Origin of the sequence: Pseudomonas sp. GZD-222 (assembly GCF_049310525.1) — a bacterium.
Taxonomy (GTDB): Bacteria; Pseudomonadota; Gammaproteobacteria; order Pseudomonadales; family Pseudomonadaceae; genus Aquipseudomonas.
In genome coordinates this window covers 1-15485 of sequence record NZ_JBMOWO010000084.1, presented here as the reverse complement: position 1 = coordinate 15485, position 15485 = coordinate 1, and the positions used below count along the sequence as shown (strand labels likewise).

The 15485-nt window shown below is 61.5% G+C and carries 13 protein-coding genes and 1 riboswitch; of the genes, 2 read left to right on the top strand and 11 right to left on the bottom strand.

The features are described from left to right. Positions 1–121: 121 nt before the first annotated feature. The 9 genes from ACO6VD_RS16790 to ACO6VD_RS16750 form a co-directional block, all read right to left on the bottom strand. Positions 122–829 (bottom strand): PqiC family protein, encoded by a 708-nt coding sequence (locus tag ACO6VD_RS16790; protein WP_422420704.1) that lies wholly within the window; start codon positions 827–829, stop codon positions 122–124. 176 nt (positions 830–1005) lie between these two features. Then, positions 1006–3264 carry a DNA topoisomerase IV subunit A gene (gene parC, locus ACO6VD_RS16785; protein ID WP_422420703.1) on the bottom strand — a complete coding sequence of 753 codons (2259 nt, stop codon included), beginning with the start codon at positions 3262–3264 and terminating at the stop codon, positions 1006–1008. Positions 3265–3274: 10 nt separating this feature from the next. Then, on the bottom strand, positions 3275–3793 hold the full coding sequence (locus ACO6VD_RS16780) for a retropepsin-like aspartic protease family protein (protein ID WP_422420702.1): 519 nt from the start codon (positions 3791–3793) through the stop codon (positions 3275–3277). Next, positions 3790–4776 carry an esterase-like activity of phytase family protein gene (locus tag ACO6VD_RS16775; RefSeq protein WP_422420700.1) on the bottom strand — a complete coding sequence of 329 codons (987 nt, stop codon included), beginning with the start codon at positions 4774–4776 and terminating at the stop codon, positions 3790–3792. The genes ACO6VD_RS16780 and ACO6VD_RS16775 overlap by 4 nt, the downstream gene beginning before the upstream one ends. Then, entirely contained in the window at positions 4773–6677 is a 1905-nt protein-coding gene (gene parE / locus ACO6VD_RS16770) for a DNA topoisomerase IV subunit B (protein WP_422420698.1), read from the bottom strand. The genes ACO6VD_RS16775 and parE overlap by 4 nt, the downstream gene beginning before the upstream one ends. Before the next feature lie 36 nt (positions 6678–6713). Beyond that, complete coding sequence (locus tag ACO6VD_RS16765; RefSeq protein ID WP_422420696.1) at positions 6714–7322, bottom strand: YqiA/YcfP family alpha/beta fold hydrolase; 609 nt, start codon at positions 7320–7322, stop codon at positions 6714–6716. Between the two features lie 103 nt (positions 7323–7425). Then, positions 7426–8241, bottom strand: coding sequence for a 3',5'-cyclic-AMP phosphodiesterase (cpdA, locus tag ACO6VD_RS16760; RefSeq protein ID WP_422420694.1), 816 nt, complete (start codon positions 8239–8241; stop codon positions 7426–7428). Positions 8242–8325: 84 nt separating this feature from the next. Continuing rightward, a complete protein-coding gene (locus ACO6VD_RS16755) occupies positions 8326–8778 on the bottom strand; it encodes a DUF1249 domain-containing protein (RefSeq protein ID WP_038615250.1) in 453 nt (150 codons plus the stop codon). Next, positions 8769–9386: an NUDIX domain-containing protein gene (locus ACO6VD_RS16750; RefSeq protein ID WP_400172680.1), complete on the bottom strand. Its 618-nt coding sequence runs from the start codon at positions 9384–9386 to the stop codon at positions 8769–8771. Before ACO6VD_RS16750 ends, ACO6VD_RS16755 begins: the two co-directional genes overlap by 10 nt. 184 nt (positions 9387–9570) lie before the next feature. Between ACO6VD_RS16750 and ACO6VD_RS16745 the strand changes: the two genes are divergently transcribed. Beyond that, positions 9571–10317 carry an RsiV family protein gene (locus tag ACO6VD_RS16745; RefSeq protein ID WP_422420692.1) on the top strand — a complete coding sequence of 249 codons (747 nt, stop codon included), beginning with the start codon at positions 9571–9573 and terminating at the stop codon, positions 10315–10317. Here ACO6VD_RS16745 and cytX read toward each other — a convergent pair. Beyond that, on the bottom strand, positions 10286–11578 hold the full coding sequence (cytX, locus tag ACO6VD_RS16740) for a putative hydroxymethylpyrimidine transporter CytX (protein ID WP_422420690.1): 1293 nt from the start codon (positions 11576–11578) through the stop codon (positions 10286–10288). The two genes, ACO6VD_RS16745 and cytX, sit on opposite strands and share 32 nt — an antisense overlap. A 102-nt stretch (positions 11579–11680) precedes the next feature. Beyond that, on the bottom strand, positions 11681–13570 hold the full coding sequence (gene thiC / locus ACO6VD_RS16735) for a phosphomethylpyrimidine synthase ThiC (protein ID WP_422420689.1): 1890 nt from the start codon (positions 13568–13570) through the stop codon (positions 11681–11683). Positions 13571–13729: 159 nt separating this feature from the next. Beyond that, a riboswitch (TPP riboswitch) is annotated at positions 13730–13834 on the bottom strand. A gap of 142 nt (positions 13835–13976) precedes the next feature. Here thiC and ACO6VD_RS16730 point away from each other — a divergent pair. Beyond that, the gene (locus ACO6VD_RS16730; protein ID WP_400173575.1) at positions 13977–15407 is read left to right on the top strand and encodes a TolC family outer membrane protein; all 1431 of its coding nucleotides are present in this window, start codon (positions 13977–13979) and stop codon (positions 15405–15407) included. The last annotated feature ends 78 nt before the right edge of the window (positions 15408–15485 follow it).

Sequence of the window (15485 nt, the reverse complement as noted above, 5' to 3'; positions counted from 1 at the left end):
ATGGTTGGCCGAGAGAAAGGAGGGAGCCGACACCTTTCCTCTGAGCCACCCCCCCGCTCCCACTGGGACAGCGCCCACAAAAAAAGCCCGCATCGCTGCGGGCTTTTTTATGGCAACTTGTTTAGAAGCGGAACACTTCCAGATCAGTGCGAATCGGAGTCGCCAATGGAATCTTCGGCTTCTCCGGCTCCTTGCGCACTTGTACCGGCGCAGCCTTCTTAGGTGCTTCTTCAACAATCGGAGGCTGGTTGGCCAGAGGCTTGAGGGCAATACTCAACTGCTCGGCAAGCTTTTGCAGCAACTGGCCCTGAGCCTGAACCTGGGCCGCAGCGCTACCCTGGTGCTGTTGCTCCAGATGAACGATACGGTTGTCGCGGACCTGGCCACGGCGATCGAGCAGACGCCATTGGGCATCGAGGATCGCTGGCTGGTTGGTGCCGGAATCCAGACGGGTGATCGACAGCAGGACCTGAACATCCGGCGTGAAGCCGCTAGTGGCCGGTGCCAGGACCACGCGCTGGCTATCCAGGCGCCAGGCCAGTTGACGAACCAGCAACTGATCGATGTCCGCCGACAGGCTGCCGGCCCAACGACCATCAGTCGCTGCAGTCAGGCTGCCATCCGACTGGCGTTGCAGCAGGGTCTCACGCTGCAGGTAGTCGGCGACCGATACCGGGCCGAGCACGACAGCCATGCCCGCGCTTTGCTTGGGTTGGCCAGGCTCACCACTGTCAAGCTGATACAGGGATACCGGCTGGTGCATGCTGCAACCGGCCAGACCGAGTACGCCACTCATCAGCAGAACAAACGGAAGGCGCAGAAATTTCATCATCCCATCCAGGCGGTCGCCACAAGGCAAACCGCAGTGATACTCATATAGATTCATTCGGGCACACAGCCACGCTGGTGCCACAGGGGCCCTATCATCCGCGAAATAGCGGCACGACTCCAGTGTTTCAACCTCGAACGGACGCTAAATTACCCATTCGAGGTCTCTGTTCCGGGTTATCCGGGATTTTCCACCAGCAACGCATCTACCCGCTGGAAGCCACGCGGCAGTTTGTTACCGCGACGGCCACGCTCGCCTTTGTAATGTTCCAGGTCATCGGCCTTCAAAGACAGCGTACGCTTACCGGCCTGCAACACAAGAGTCGCGCCATCGGCAATCACCGCCAGATCAGTGACGTACTCTTCACGGCTGGCGACCCTGTCTCCAGGAATACCGATGATCTTGTTGCCTTTGCCTTTGCCCAGCTGAGGCAGGTCGCTGACCTTGAAGATCAGCAGGCGACCTTCGGTCGTCACCGCTGCCAGCCAGTTATGTTCGCGATCGGCGACCGCACGCGGAGCAATGACCTTGGCGCCATTGGGCAGGCTGAGCAAGGCCTTGCCGGCCTTGTTCTTGGCCTGCAGGTCCTCACCCTTGACCACGAAGCCGTAGCCCGCGTCCGAGGCGATGACGTACAGCGCATCGTCTTCCGGTAGCAGCACACACTCGAAGCCCGCGCCCGGTGGCGGCGTCAGACGTCCGGTCAGCGGCTCGCCCTGGCCACGGGCCGACGGCAGGGTGTGCGCGGCCACCGAGTAACTGCGCCCGGTGGAGTCGATAAACACGGCAAACTGGTTGGAACGCCCGGCTGCAGCAGTCTTGAATCCGTCACCGGCCTTGTATGACAAGCCCGTAGCATCGATGTCATGGCCCTTGGCACAACGCACCCAGCCTTTTTCCGACAACACCACCGTCACCGGCTCGGTTGGCATCAGTTCGTTTTCCGACAGGGCTTTAGCTTCAGCGCGTTCGATGATCGGCGAACGACGGTCGTCGCCATAGGTTTCAGCATCCTTGATCAGCTCGGCACGCACCAGCTTGCGCAGTTTGCTTTCGCTACCCAGCAGCGCGGTCAGTTTGGCTTGTTCCTTGGCCAACTCGTCCTGCTCATTGCGGATCTTCATCTCTTCCAGCCGCGCCAACTGGCGCAGACGGGTTTCGAGGATGTACTCGGCCTGGGTTTCGGTGAGGTCGAAACGGGCGATCAGTGCGGCTTTTGGCTGCTCCTCGGTGCGGATGATGTGGATCACTTCATCCAGGTTGAGGAACGCAACCAGCAAACCTTCGAGCAGGTGCAGGCGACGCTCGACCTTGTCGAGACGGAATTTCAGGCGGCGACGTACGGTCTGCACGCGGAATTCGAGCCACTCGACCAGCAGCGCACGCAGGTTCTTCAGCTGCGGACGACCATCCAGGCCAATGATATTGACGTTGACCCGATAGCTGGACTCAAGGTCGGTAGTAGCGAACAGGTGCTGCATCAGTTCGTCGAGATCAACCCGGTTGGAGCGGGCAATGATCACGATCCGGCACGGGTTCTCGTGGTCCGACTCGTCGCGCAGGTCGGCCACCATTGGCAGCTTCTTGGCCTGCATCTGCGCAGCGATCTGCTCCAGTACCTTGGCCCCGGAAACCTGATGCGGCAGCGCCGTGACCACGATGTCGCCATCTTCAATGCGGTAGACCGCGCGCATGCGCACCGAGCCGCGACCGCTTTCGTAGATTTTCAGCAGCTCGGAACGCGGCGTGATGATCTCGGCTTCGGTCGGATAATCCGGCCCCTGGATATGCTCGCAAAGCTGCTCGACCGTGGCCTTGGGCTCATCCAGCAAGCGCACGCAGGCGCTGGCGACTTCGCGCAGGTTATGCGGCGGCACGTCGGTGGCCATGCCCACGGCAATGCCCGTGGTGCCGTTGAGCAGGATGTTCGGCAAACGCGCCGGCAGCACCGCAGGCTCATCCAGGGTACCGTCAAAGTTCGGGACCCAGTCGGCAGTGCCCTGACCCAGCTCGCTGAGCAACACTTCGGAATAACGCGACAGACGTGCTTCGGTATAGCGCATGGCAGCGAACGATTTCGGATCGTCCGGTGCACCCCAGTTGCCCTGGCCATCGACCAGGGTGTAGCGGTAGCTGAACGGCTGGGCCATCAGCACCATCGCTTCGTAGCACGCCGAATCGCCGTGGGGGTGGAACTTGCCGAGTACGTCACCAACGGTACGTGCCGACTTCTTGTGCTTGGAATCGGCATCCAGGCCCAGTTCGCTCATGGCATAGACGATGCGTCGCTGCACCGGCTTCAGGCCGTCGCCGATGTGCGGCAAGGCGCGATCCATGATCACGTACATGGAATAGTTGAGGTAGGCCTGTTCGGTGAAGTCAGCCAGTGACCGGCGCTCTACGCCATCGAGGCTGAGATCAAGGGAGTCGCTCATGCGGGCCTCATCATTTCAGGTTCTGGCGCAGCAGCAAGGTGCCACTACGCTGGGTAAATTCGAGTTGTTTCAAGGCGCTCATGCCCAGTAGTACCTGGTCGCCATCCAGCCCTGGCACGACCAGCGCGCGCACGTCGCGCAACAGGATGTCACCCAGTTGCAGCGTGTCCAGACGCGTGCGATAGCCTTGGGTACGGCCATTGGCCGTACTGAGCATCACCGGGGTACCGCGCTGCAGATCCAGCTTTGCACCCAGCCGCTCGGGGATTGCCACATCAGTTGCGCCGGTATCGAGGAGAAAATGTACCGCCTGGCCATTGATCTGACCATCGGCGACAAAGTGGCCCTGGCCGTTACCTGCCAGTTGCACCTCGATAAAGCCTTCGCCGTGTTCGGAACGCACCTGCGTATTGGGATTGGCCTGACGCTGCTCCCAATCGCCGAAGAATCGTGTAGCCAGGAACAATCCGGCCGCCCAGGCCAGGACCAGCAGTACCCTGCCGGCACGCTTGCCTGGTGGCTGACTCACGACTTGGCACTCCAGCCGCCAACCGGCGCGGCGAAACGCCAGACAATCGGTCGTGACTCGCCATCGTTGCGGGTCGCGCCGTTGTTGTCCACGCCAATCCAGGCGCCTTCGGCATCGATCACCAAGGCCTCGGCCAGGCCAAATGGCTGGGTGTACAGACGCGGCTCAGCCAGTGCACCCTCGGCGTACGACCAGCAGCGCTCGACCTTGCCTGCTGCCGCGTCGCGCCGACAGATACGGTGGGCGTTGCGTTCGAGGGTGAAGAGCTTGTCGTTGAACAGCGCAAGGTCAGCAAAATCCCGCGGCAGCGCGCGGGCACCCGGCATCTGCGACGGCTGCATTTCGACCCCGGCCTCGCTGAGCAGCACACAACCGTCCGCGCAATTCCATACGGTCTGCTGCCGGTTGATCAGCAGCAGGCCGCGGCGCTCGCGCTCGGCCGCAAGCCAGATGCGGTCACCGGCCGGACTCACAGCCAGGCCTTCGAACAAGGCATTGAAGTGCAGGAGCATGCCACTGGCCCGCGCCTGACGAACCATGCTCGGGTCGATCTTCAGCCAGTTCGGCGCGCCGTCGACCGGTATCTGCAGCACAGCAGCATGCGCCTCGCTGACCAGATAGCGATTGCCTGCAGCGTCACAACTGATGCCTTCGAAATCCAGATCACCACCGCGCACCTGGCCAGCAGCCCAGGTCCGCGAACGTATGCCCCAGGGCAAGCCGCTGTCCGGTACCGGCGGTGCAGCCACGGGCACCGACTCGGCCTGCCAGACCGGCGCCTTGGTATTGAGCCGGTAGATCAGATCGTCATCGCGGTCGGATACCGTCCACAACTCGCCCTTGCACAAGGCCAGGCCCGACAGGTTGCCACCGCGCATACCCTCGACCGGATACTCGGCGACAAACTTCAGCTCCGGCCATGGCGCAGCCTGCGATGACAGGGCAAAAACGCTCAGGACTGCTGCCAGCAGGGCACGGATCAAGCCAGTACCTCGGCCAGATTGCCTTTGGACTCCAACCAGTTCTTGCGGTCACCGGCGCGTTTCTTGGCCAGCAGCATGTCCATGATTTCGCGGGTGCCTTCCAGGTCTTCCAGGGTCAACTGGACCAGGCGGCGGGTGTTCGGGTCCATGGTGGTTTCGCGCAGCTGAGGCGGGTTCATTTCACCCAGCCCCTTAAATCGCGTGACCTGCGGTTTGCCACGCTTCTTCTCGGCGACCAGGCGATCGAGAATGCCATCGCGCTCGGCCTCGTCCAGGGCGTAGTAGATCTCTTTGCCCAGATCGATACGGTAGAGCGGCGGCATGGCCACGTAGACATGGCCGGCCTCGACCAGCGGGCGGAAATGCTGAACGAACAGCGCGCAGAGCAACGTGGCAATGTGCAAACCGTCGGAGTCGGCGTCGGCCAGGATGCAGATCTTGCCGTAACGCAGCTGGCTCATGTCGGCCGCGCCGGGATCGACGCCGATGGCCACGGCGATGTTGTGCACTTCCTGGCTGGCCAGGACTTCGCCACCGTCTACTTCCCAGGTGTTGAGGATCTTGCCGCGCAGCGGCAGAATCGCCTGAAACTCCTTGTCACGCGCCTGCTTGGCCGAGCCACCTGCAGAGTCACCCTCAACCAGGAACAGCTCGGCACGCATCGGGTCCTGCCCGGCGCAGTCGGCCAGCTTGCCCGGTAAAGCCGGGCCCTGGGTGACGCGCTTGCGCTCGACCTTTTTGCTCGCCTTGAGTCGACGTCCGGCGTTGTTGATCGCCAGTTCGGCAAGCTGCATGCCCAGCTCGGGGTTCGCGTTAAGCCACAGGCTGAAGGCGTCCTTGACCACCCCGGAGACGAACGCAGCGGCCTCACGGGACGACAGGCGTTCCTTGGTCTGCCCGGAGAATTGCGGCTCCTGCATTTTCATCGACAGGACGAAGCTGATGCGTTCCCAAACGTCTTCAGGCGCCAGCTTGACTCCGCGTGGCAACAGATTGCGGAACTCGCAGAACTCGCGCATGGCGTCGAGCAGGCCCTGGCGCAGGCCGTTGACGTGCGTACCGCCCTGGGCGGTAGGAATCAGGTTGACGTAACTTTCCTGGATGCTGTCGCCACCTTCGGGCAACCACAACAGGGCCCAGTCGGCAGCTTCCTTGTTACCCGCCAGGCTGCCGCAGAACGGCTCGTCGGGCAGGCGCAGGAACTCACTGACCGAATCGACCAGGTAAGAGCGCAGACCGTCTTCGTAGTGCCATTCGACCTTCTCGCCGCTGGCTTTGTCCTCGAAGCTGACCAGCAGCCCCGGGCACAGCACCGCCTTGGCCTTCAAGACATGCTTGAGGCGGCTGATGGAGAACTTCGGCGAATCGAAATACTTCGGGTCCGGCGAGAAGTACACGCTGGTGCCGGTGTTGCGCTTGCCGACCGAACCGACCACTTCCAGCTCGCTGGCCTTGTAGCCGTCGGCAAAGGTCATCTGGTACTCGTTGCCATCACGCTTGACCTTGACCCGAACCTGGGTGGACAAGGCGTTGACCACAGAGATACCAACGCCGTGCAGACCGCCGGAGAACTGGTAGTTCTTGTTGGAGAACTTGCCGCCGGCGTGCAGCTTGGTGAGGATCAGCTCGACCCCGGACACACCCTCTTCAGGGTGGATGTCCACCGGCATGCCGCGACCGTCGTCGGACACTTCCAGCGAATGGTCGGCATGCAGGATCACCTGTACCGACTTGGCGTGCCCGGCCAGGGCTTCGTCGACGCTGTTGTCGATGACTTCCTGGGCCAGGTGGTTCGGTCGGCTGGTGTCGGTGTACATGCCCGGGCGCTTGCGCACCGGGTCAAGGCCCGAGAGGACTTCGATGGCGTCTGCGTTATAGGCACTAGCGCTGGGAATGGCCATGGGTACTCGTCGTCAGTCGTGGGTGAAAATAAGTCATCAAAATACAGAAAAATCGAGCGATTGGTACTGCTGTGGGGCAATACCGGCAAAGCTCAACAAGGCTGGCAGGCGCTCGGCGAAGCCCTGAAAGCTGTGGTCGCCGCCGGCCTGGATACGCAGGGCACAGGCCCGGTAGAACTGCTCGGCCTGGCGGTAATCCAGGGTCTCGTCGGCGGTTTGCAGCCAGATTTGATAGCGGCTGCCGTCGGTAGGCGGCGCAACTTCTAGCTCGGCCAGGGCCTGCACGTGATCCAGGGTCAGTTCCCAGGTCTCTCCGGTGTAATGGTTTTGTTGGGTACCCAAAAAACCGTCGAAACGCTGGTGCGGGTTGACCGCCGGGTTGACCAGCAACGCCTTGAGCCCATGGCGCTCGGCCAGATGGGTGGCATAGTAGCCGCCGAGCGAGCTGCCGACCAGTAATGGCGATTCGAGCTCGGCAAGCGCGGCCTCGAGCTGGGCCATGGCCTGACGCGGGTGATGGTGCAGGGCTGGCACGCGCAGTTTCTCGGCCAGGCCGATCTGCTCCATCACGGCGACCAGTTGGCAGGCTTTCCTGGACGAGGGCGCGCTGTTGAACCCGTGTATATAGAGAATCGAACCCGACATGCCGCCCCCGGTGCACGTGAATTGCCTGGCGGTACCAGGCAGGAAAGCGCGCATTTTAGCCTGTTCGACGGCAGATGGAGCAGTTTCACCCATTCAGCAACACTTAATAGCCGTCGCCTTCATAGTCGACCGTGAATTCGAAGCCGATCACCCGTGACACGCCAGTCTCAATCAAACCATCGCTATGCAAGCGCAGCCAGCGATAGCCAGGGGCCTGCTCACCGACTTTGAAGTCCTCGCTACCCGGCTCGAACTGAATACAGGTGGAAGGCGAGGCCAGCAAGCGCACGCCGTCACGCAGCTGGTCCCACTCCTGATGGACATGCCCCCAGAGCAGCCCCCGCACCTGTGGATAACCCTGCAGCAGGGCAAACAGTGCGTCGGCATTACGTAACCCGATCGGTGCCATCCAGGCGCAGCCAATGGGCACCGGCTGGTGGTGGAAACAGATCAGGTGATGACGTTCAGGTGCTTCCCCCAGAGACCGCTCAAGCAAAGCCAACTGGCCCTCATCAAGCACCCCCGGTACCGAACCCGGCACGGCCGAATTGAGCATTAGGATGCGCCAGTTACCGATATCCAGCTGCGGGTTGAGCAAATCGGTGCCTTGCGCAGCCTGCTCCATCGGTAGTGGTTCATCATGGTTACCGGCAAGCCAGCGGGTCGGGGCCTCAAAGCTTGCCGTTAGATCGCGAAAGCACCTGTAGGATTCTTCGGAGCCGTCCTGGGACAAATCGCCTGTAGCCAGCAACACGTCGATCCGCGGCTGCTCTTCACACACCTTTTCAATCACCCGCTGCAGACTCTCGCGGGTGTTCATGCCCAGCAGCGTACCTTGCGGGTCAGCAAACAAATGGCTGTCGGTGAGCTGCACCAGATGTACCGGCGCATCATCAAGCGGAATGGATTGTTGCGGCAAGGGCCGACTCCTTGAACGGATTCAGCACGATTATGGCGGCAAGCTGCGTTGGCGCAAACAGGCGAAAACGACGGACGTCACATTTCAGCGTACTGCGGCCAATTCATGGCCACACGCCAGGCAATGACTGAGCCACTCACCCAGGAACAGGTTGAGCTGGGCTTTTTCGTCAGGCTGGTGCATCGCCGCGTTCGGATAGGGATAGATGCTGCGAAAACGCCGGGCATGCTCAGCGCTGACCACTTCGGCCATGCGCGCATCGTGGTACACCTGCACTTCCAGCTGCGGCACCGGCAGCCAGGGCAGGCTGTGCTCCTGGCGCACACGCAGGGTGGTGGTGTAGGGACAGGCGAGCACCACATCGAGGACCAGCACACCGAGCATCTGGTCACCCTGGGTCATACCGATCCGGCGCGAACTCATGGTGCTGCGCATGTCCGGCAACAGGCGCATCAAACGCGCATAGTTGGCCTCGCAGGCAGCCTGCAACCCGACCAGATCGACCCGGTAGCGTTCGCGCAACAGATTCACGACCATAGCCCCCTGACTTCATCCCGGTTCAAAGCCAGCCACTGCAAGGCAATAATGCTTGCTGCGTTGGCAATCAGCCCATCGCGTACGGCCTGCAAGGCATCCTCGAACGCCCAGACCTTCACGCGAATATCCTCACCCTCTTCCTCCAGCCCGTGCAAGCCGCCCGCCCCAACGCTGCTGCACTGACCCAGGTACAAGTGCACAAACTCATCGCTGCCGCCAGGAGACGGGAAATACCGGGTCATTGGCCACAGCGCGTTGAACACCAGTCCAGCTTCCTCCTGCGCTTCGCGGTGTGCAACTTCTTCCGGCGCTTCATCTTTATCGATCAGACCGGCGACCAGTTCGATCAGCCAGGGATTGCCAACCTTGCCCATCGCCCCGACGCGAAACTGCTCGATCAACACCACCTCATCACGCACGGCATCGTAAGGCAGCACACAGACGGCATCGTGACGCACGAACAGCTCGCGACTGATCTCGCGGCCCATGCCACCAGCAAACAGTTCGTGGCGCAGGCGCACCCTGTCGAGCTGGTAAAAGCCTTTGAAGCAGTTGACCCGTTCGACGATTTCGACGTCCGTGGGTACAGGTTTAAGCGTGTCTGACATGGGAATCCTCATTACCTCGTGTACCGCATCGCGCAATCCTAACCTGCGCACCGCCACGTTTCACCCCTTTAAAGTTGCCGGCCGGGCTGCGAGGATAGACAGCCTGCTGATATTCAGCTTAGTGGCGAACTGAAGGCCTTGCCGACGGTCCAAGCCCGATCACCTTTGCCTTACAAGGATCATCATGACGCTTGTGAAACTAACTACCGTGGCCGTGCTGGCCTTGGCCCTGGGCGCTTGTCAAAGCCTGTTCCAGCCCAATATGCGCACGCCACTGGAGGTCAAGCGCGACCGCTGGGAGCACATCAAGCCCGGTTGCAACACGGCCGATTGCCCGCTCGTCAATATCGACACCATTCACTTCCCGGCCAATCCAAAACTGGACGCGATTGTCGAGAAGCGTCTGCTGCAAATGACCCAGGATAACGAGCGCAGCGCCCTGCCCAGCTCGCTCAAAGCCTACGAAGACCAGTTCATGGCCACGGCCGAAACCCGCAACAGCAGCTACCTGCAAGCCAAGGTACGCGAACAGCATGACGGACTGGTGATCATCGAGCTGTCCAGTTATCTGGACACCGGCGGCGCCCATGGCATGCCCGGGCGCGGCTTCATCAACTACTCGCGCCAGCAGGACAAGGTGCTGACCCTGCAGGACATGCTGGTACCCGGCCAGGAGGCGACCTTCTGGAAGACCGCCGAGGAAGCCCACAAGGGCTGGCTGATCAGCACCGGCATGGACAAGGACGCCGAATTCGTCAAGACCTGGCCATTCCGCCAGACCCCACACATCGCCCTGACCTACGGCGCGGTAGTGCTCAAGTACGAAGTGTATGCCATCGCCCCGTATTCCATGGGCCACATCGAACTGAAGATCCCCTACCCGCGCCTGAACGGTGTGATCAAGCCGGAGTTGTTTCCCGGTCGCGGCTGACCGACGGCGCTGCCGCCCAGTACACGCACCCTGCCAGCAGCAAGGCGGGCAGGGTCGAGCCGACATCGGCTGCGTAGTGCGCCAGCAGATGATAGGTGGCTACACCGCAGGCCCAGGCCAGCAGCGCGCGCCAGTGCAGGCGCTGGATCGGAGTGGCGTCGCTGCGACGGCGGCGCACAATAAAGTGGTCGACCAGCACCACACCGAATAGCGGTGCGAACACCGAACCGATCAACAACAGAAAGTTCTGGTACTGCGCCAGCGGCGCGAAACAGGCAATCAAGGTGCACAGCACGCCAATTGCCAAGGCCAGGTGCTCGACCTTCACCCGCACCAGCAGGCCCGTGGAAACCGCTGCCGAATGGATATCGGCAAAGGCTTTTTCCGACTCATCGAGCAGAATCAGCAACAACGGGATACCAATGCCGGCGCCCGCCAGTGCCAACAGCAAGGTATTGACCTCGCCCGCCGGGGCAAAGGCCAGGGTATAGGCCACACCCAGGCACATCATCCAAATATTGCCGACGAAATAACCCAGCGCCGTGCCGATGAACACGCGGCTGCCATGGCGGCTGAAGCGTGAATAGTCAGCAATCAGCGGCAACCACGACAACGGCATGGCGATCGCGATGTCGATCCCCACCGCCAGCGACATCGAGCCATCGCCGGCGCGCGCCCAGAGGGCAGAAAGGTCGGCCTTGGCAAACAGGTTCCAGGTCAGCCACAGGCAGGCCCCGAGCAACAACCAGATGCCCCATTTGCGCAGAATCTTGCGCACGAAGGTCAACGGCCCGCTGACTGCCAACAGGGTGGCCAGGGCGCCGAAGCACAGGGTCCACAACAAGGGGTTGGTCAGCGCGCTGCCTTCACCGAAGGCGCGGGCGCCAAGCAAACTGGCAGCATCACGCATGACGATGATTTCGAACGAACCCCAGCCGATCAGCTGCAGCAAGTTGAGCAGCGCTGGCAGCCGCGCACCGTCGCGACCGAGACTGCGCCGCAGGGCGGCCATGGACGACAGCCCCGTATCACTGCCAATGACACCGACTGCTGCCAGCAGCAGGACACCCACGGTGGTACCGAGGATGATAGCCAGCACCGCGCCTGCCAGGCCCAGGCCCGGGCCGAGCAAGGCGCCGGTCTGCAGCACCATCAGGCCGATGCCCAGGGAGAACCATAGGGAACAGAGATCGCGACCGCTGAGGACGCGTTGCCCGGCGGTGACCGGGTGATCAGGGGAAAACTGGCTGGGTGTGCTCACAAGGGTGATCTCGACAGGGAGGTTTTTTTGTTCTTGGGAACCTATCGCTGGGCAATCCCGCTCCCACCTTGTTTGTGGGAGCGGGATTGCCCAGCGATGCGGTTACACCTTTTTGTACAACTGGCTGCCTTCCTGGCGGAACCGCTCGGCCTGCTCGCGCATACCATCCTCGACCGCCACATCCACCGCATCGATGCGCTGGTTGGCGGCGTACTCACGCACTTCCTGGGTGATTTTCATCGAACAGAACTTCGGCCCGCACATCGAGCAGAAGTGCGCGACCTTGGCCGAATCCTTGGGCAGGGTCTCGTCATGGAACGAACGCGCGGTGTCCGGGTCCAGACCCAGGTTGAACTGGTCTTCCCAGCGGAACTCGAAACGCGCCTTGGACAAGGCATTGTCACGGATCTGTGCACCCGGATGACCCTTGGCGAGGTCCGCCGCGTGGGCCGCGATCTTGTAGGTGATGATCCCGGTCTTGACGTCATCCTTGTTCGGCAGGCCCAGGTGTTCCTTGGGCGTTACGTAGCAAAGCATGGCGCAACCGAACCAGCCGATCATCGCCGCACCGATGCCGGAGGTGATGTGGTCGTAACCCGGAGCGATGTCGGTGGTCAACGGGCCAAGGGTGTAGAACGGCGCTTCGTCGCAGCACTCGAGCTGCTTGTCCATATTCTCCTTGATCAACTGCATCGGCACGTGGCCCGGGCCTTCGATCATGCACTGCACGTCATGCTTCCAGGCGATCTTGGTCAGTTCGCCAAGGGTTTCCAGTTCGCCGAACTGCGCTTCATCGTTGGCGTCGGCAATCGAGCCAGGACGCAGGCCATCGCCCAGCGAGAAGCTGACGTCGTAGGCCTTCATGATTTCGCAGATTTCGTCGAAATGGGTGTAAAGGAAGTTCTCTTTGTGATGCGCCAGGCACCACTTGGCCATGATTGAACCACCGCGACTGACAATGCCGGTAACCCGCTTGGCGGTCAGCGGCACATAACGCAACAGCACGCCGGCGTGAATGGTGAAGTAGTCCACGCCCTGCTCGGCCTGCTCGATCAGGGTGTCGCGGAACAGCTCCCAGGTCAGGTCTTCGGCGACGCCATTGACCTTCTCCAGCGCCTGGTAGATCGGCACAGTACCGATTGGCACCGGCGAGTTGCGGATGATCCACTCACGGGTTTCATGGATGTGCTTGCCGGTGGACAGGTCCATCACCGTGTCCGAACCCCAGCGAATGCCCCAGGTCAGCTTGGCCACTTCTTCCTCGATGGAAGAACCCAGCGCGCTGTTGCCAATGTTGCCGTTGATCTTCACCAGGAAGTTGCGGCCGATGATCATCGGCTCCAGTTCAACGTGGTTGATGTTGGCGGGGATGATCGCGCGACCGCGGGCGATCTCCTCACGAACGAACTCGGCAGTGATTTCCTTGGGGATGCTGGCGCCGAAGCTGTGGCCCGGGTGCTGCTGCTTGAGCAGGCCGGCGGCACGGGCTTCCTGCAGCTTCATGTTCTCGCGGATGGCAACGTATTCCATCTCGGCGGTGATGATGCCTTGGCGCGCGTAGTGCATCTGACTGACATTGGCGCCGGCCTTGGCGCGGCGCGGGTTGCGCACATGGGCGAAACGCAGTTTGGTCAGTTCGGCATCCGCCAGGCGCTGCTGGCCGAAGTTCGACGACAATCCGTCCAGGCGCTCGGTGTCACCGCGGGCGTCAATCCAGGCCGAGCGCACATCGCTCAGGCCTTTGCGCACGTCAATGACCACAGCAGGGTCGGTGTAGGGGCCGGACGTGTCGTAGACCAGCACCGGCGCATTGGCTTCACCGCCGAAGTCGGTCGGGGTGTCGTCCAGGCTGATTTCACGCATAGGAACGCGGATGTCCGGGCGCGAGCCTTCGACATAGATTTTGCGCGAACGGGTGAACGGCTGTACGGACTGTTGATCGACCTGGGCCGACTCACTCAGATTGGTAAGGTATTTTTCTTGTTTACTCATCACAGGCTCTCCAGACGGCTTCCTAGCAGTGGAATGTCGGGGGAGAACCTGAAAGGCACGGACGCACCGGGACCGGTGCTGTGCCAGATGTACGGGGATGCCTGCAGCGACTTGCGGCTGACTCGACATTCCCGGACCTGACACAAGAGACTCGCCGGGAAAGCGAGAAATCTTGTTCCCTACGCAGGCGCTAACCTGATCAGGTTCAACGGGATCCGGATTATCCGATCTCAGCCTCAACGCAAGGCACCCCGACAAGAACGCGCCCAGTCTAGACTGGACTCACCTGCAAAGCCAACAGTACAGACACGGTGACGATAAATGGCTGAATTGGCAGATTGTTGCAAAGTGCCTGCGCATCTACACTCACCGGTTCAGAAACACTCAATTGTTCAAGGATCGCCCTATGCTGCGCAAACTTTCACTGGCCCTCGCCGTGTCTTGTGCTATCAACGGAATGGCCTGGGCAGCAGATGCGCCCTTGTCAGCGAAAACCGATCTGGTCAGCGTCTATCAGGAGGCGGTGGACAACAACGCCGACCTCGCGGCAGCCCGTGCCAACTATGGCGCGCAAAAGGAAGTGGTACCTCAGGCCCGTGCCGGTCTGTTGCCAAACCTCTCGGCCGGTGCCGAGATGCAGAGCACCCGGACCAAGCTCGATGATCCATCGATCACCTCCAACCGCAGCGGCAATTCCTGGTCGGCGACCCTGGCCCAGCCGGTGTTCCGTGCCGATCGCTGGTTCCAGTTGCAGGCTGCCGAGGCCGTCAATGAACAGTCAGCGCTGGAGTTGTCGGCCACTGAACAGAACCTGATCCTGCAAACTGCCGAGAACTATTTCGCGGTGCTGCGCGCCCAGGACAACCTGGCATCGACCAAAGCCGAAGAAGCCGCTTTCAAGCGTCAGCTGGACCAGTCCAATGAACGTTTTGATGTCGGCCTTTCGGATAAGACCGACGTCCTGCAGTCCCAGGCCAGTTACGACACCGCCCGGGCCAACCGGATCGTCGCGCAGCGCCAGGTCGATGACGCGTTCGAAGCACTGATCACCCTGACCAACCGCAACTACGATGCGATCCAGGGCATCCGCCACACCCTGCCGGTACAGGTCCCGGTGCCGAATGACGCCAAGTCCTGGGTCGAAACCGCCGGTAAGCAGAACCTCAACCTGCAAGCGACCAACTACGCCGTCACCGCCGCCGAAGAAACCCTGCGCCAGCGCAAGGCCGGGCACGCGCCAACCCTGGATGCGGTAGCGCAGTACCAGAAAGGCGACAACGACAACCTCGGTTTCACCAACCCCAACCTCGGCGGGCCCATCAGCGGCGACGTCGAACAGACCACCGTTGGCCTGCAGCTGAACATTCCGATCTACAGCGGCGGCTTGACCAGCTCGCAAGTGCGCGAGGCCTATCAGCGCCTGAGCCAGAGCGAGCAGCAGCGTGAAAGCCTGCGCCGCCAGGTGGTGGAAAACACCCGTAACCTGCACCGTGCGGTCAACACCGACGTAGAGCAGGTGCAGGCTCGCAAACAGTCGATCATCTCCAACCAGAGCGCTCTGGAAGCCACGGAAATCGGCTATCAGGTGGGTACCCGCAACATCGTCGACGTCCTCGATGCCCAGCGTCAGCTGTACACCTCGGTGCGTGACTACAACAACACCCGCTACGACTACATCCTCGACAACCTGCGCTTGAAGCAGGCGGCGGGCACCTTGAGCCCGCAGGACCTGACCGACCTGAGTCGCTATCTGAAGCCGGACTACAACCCGGACAAAGACTTCCTGCCACCTGATCTGGCGGCATTGGCCAAAGCCAATTTCGACGCCCGACCTTAAACAGCATCGCGGGGCAAGCCCGCTCCCCCACGGGCAACCCCTTGGGGGGGGGATTTCCCCCTCGTCGAATCCGGAAAC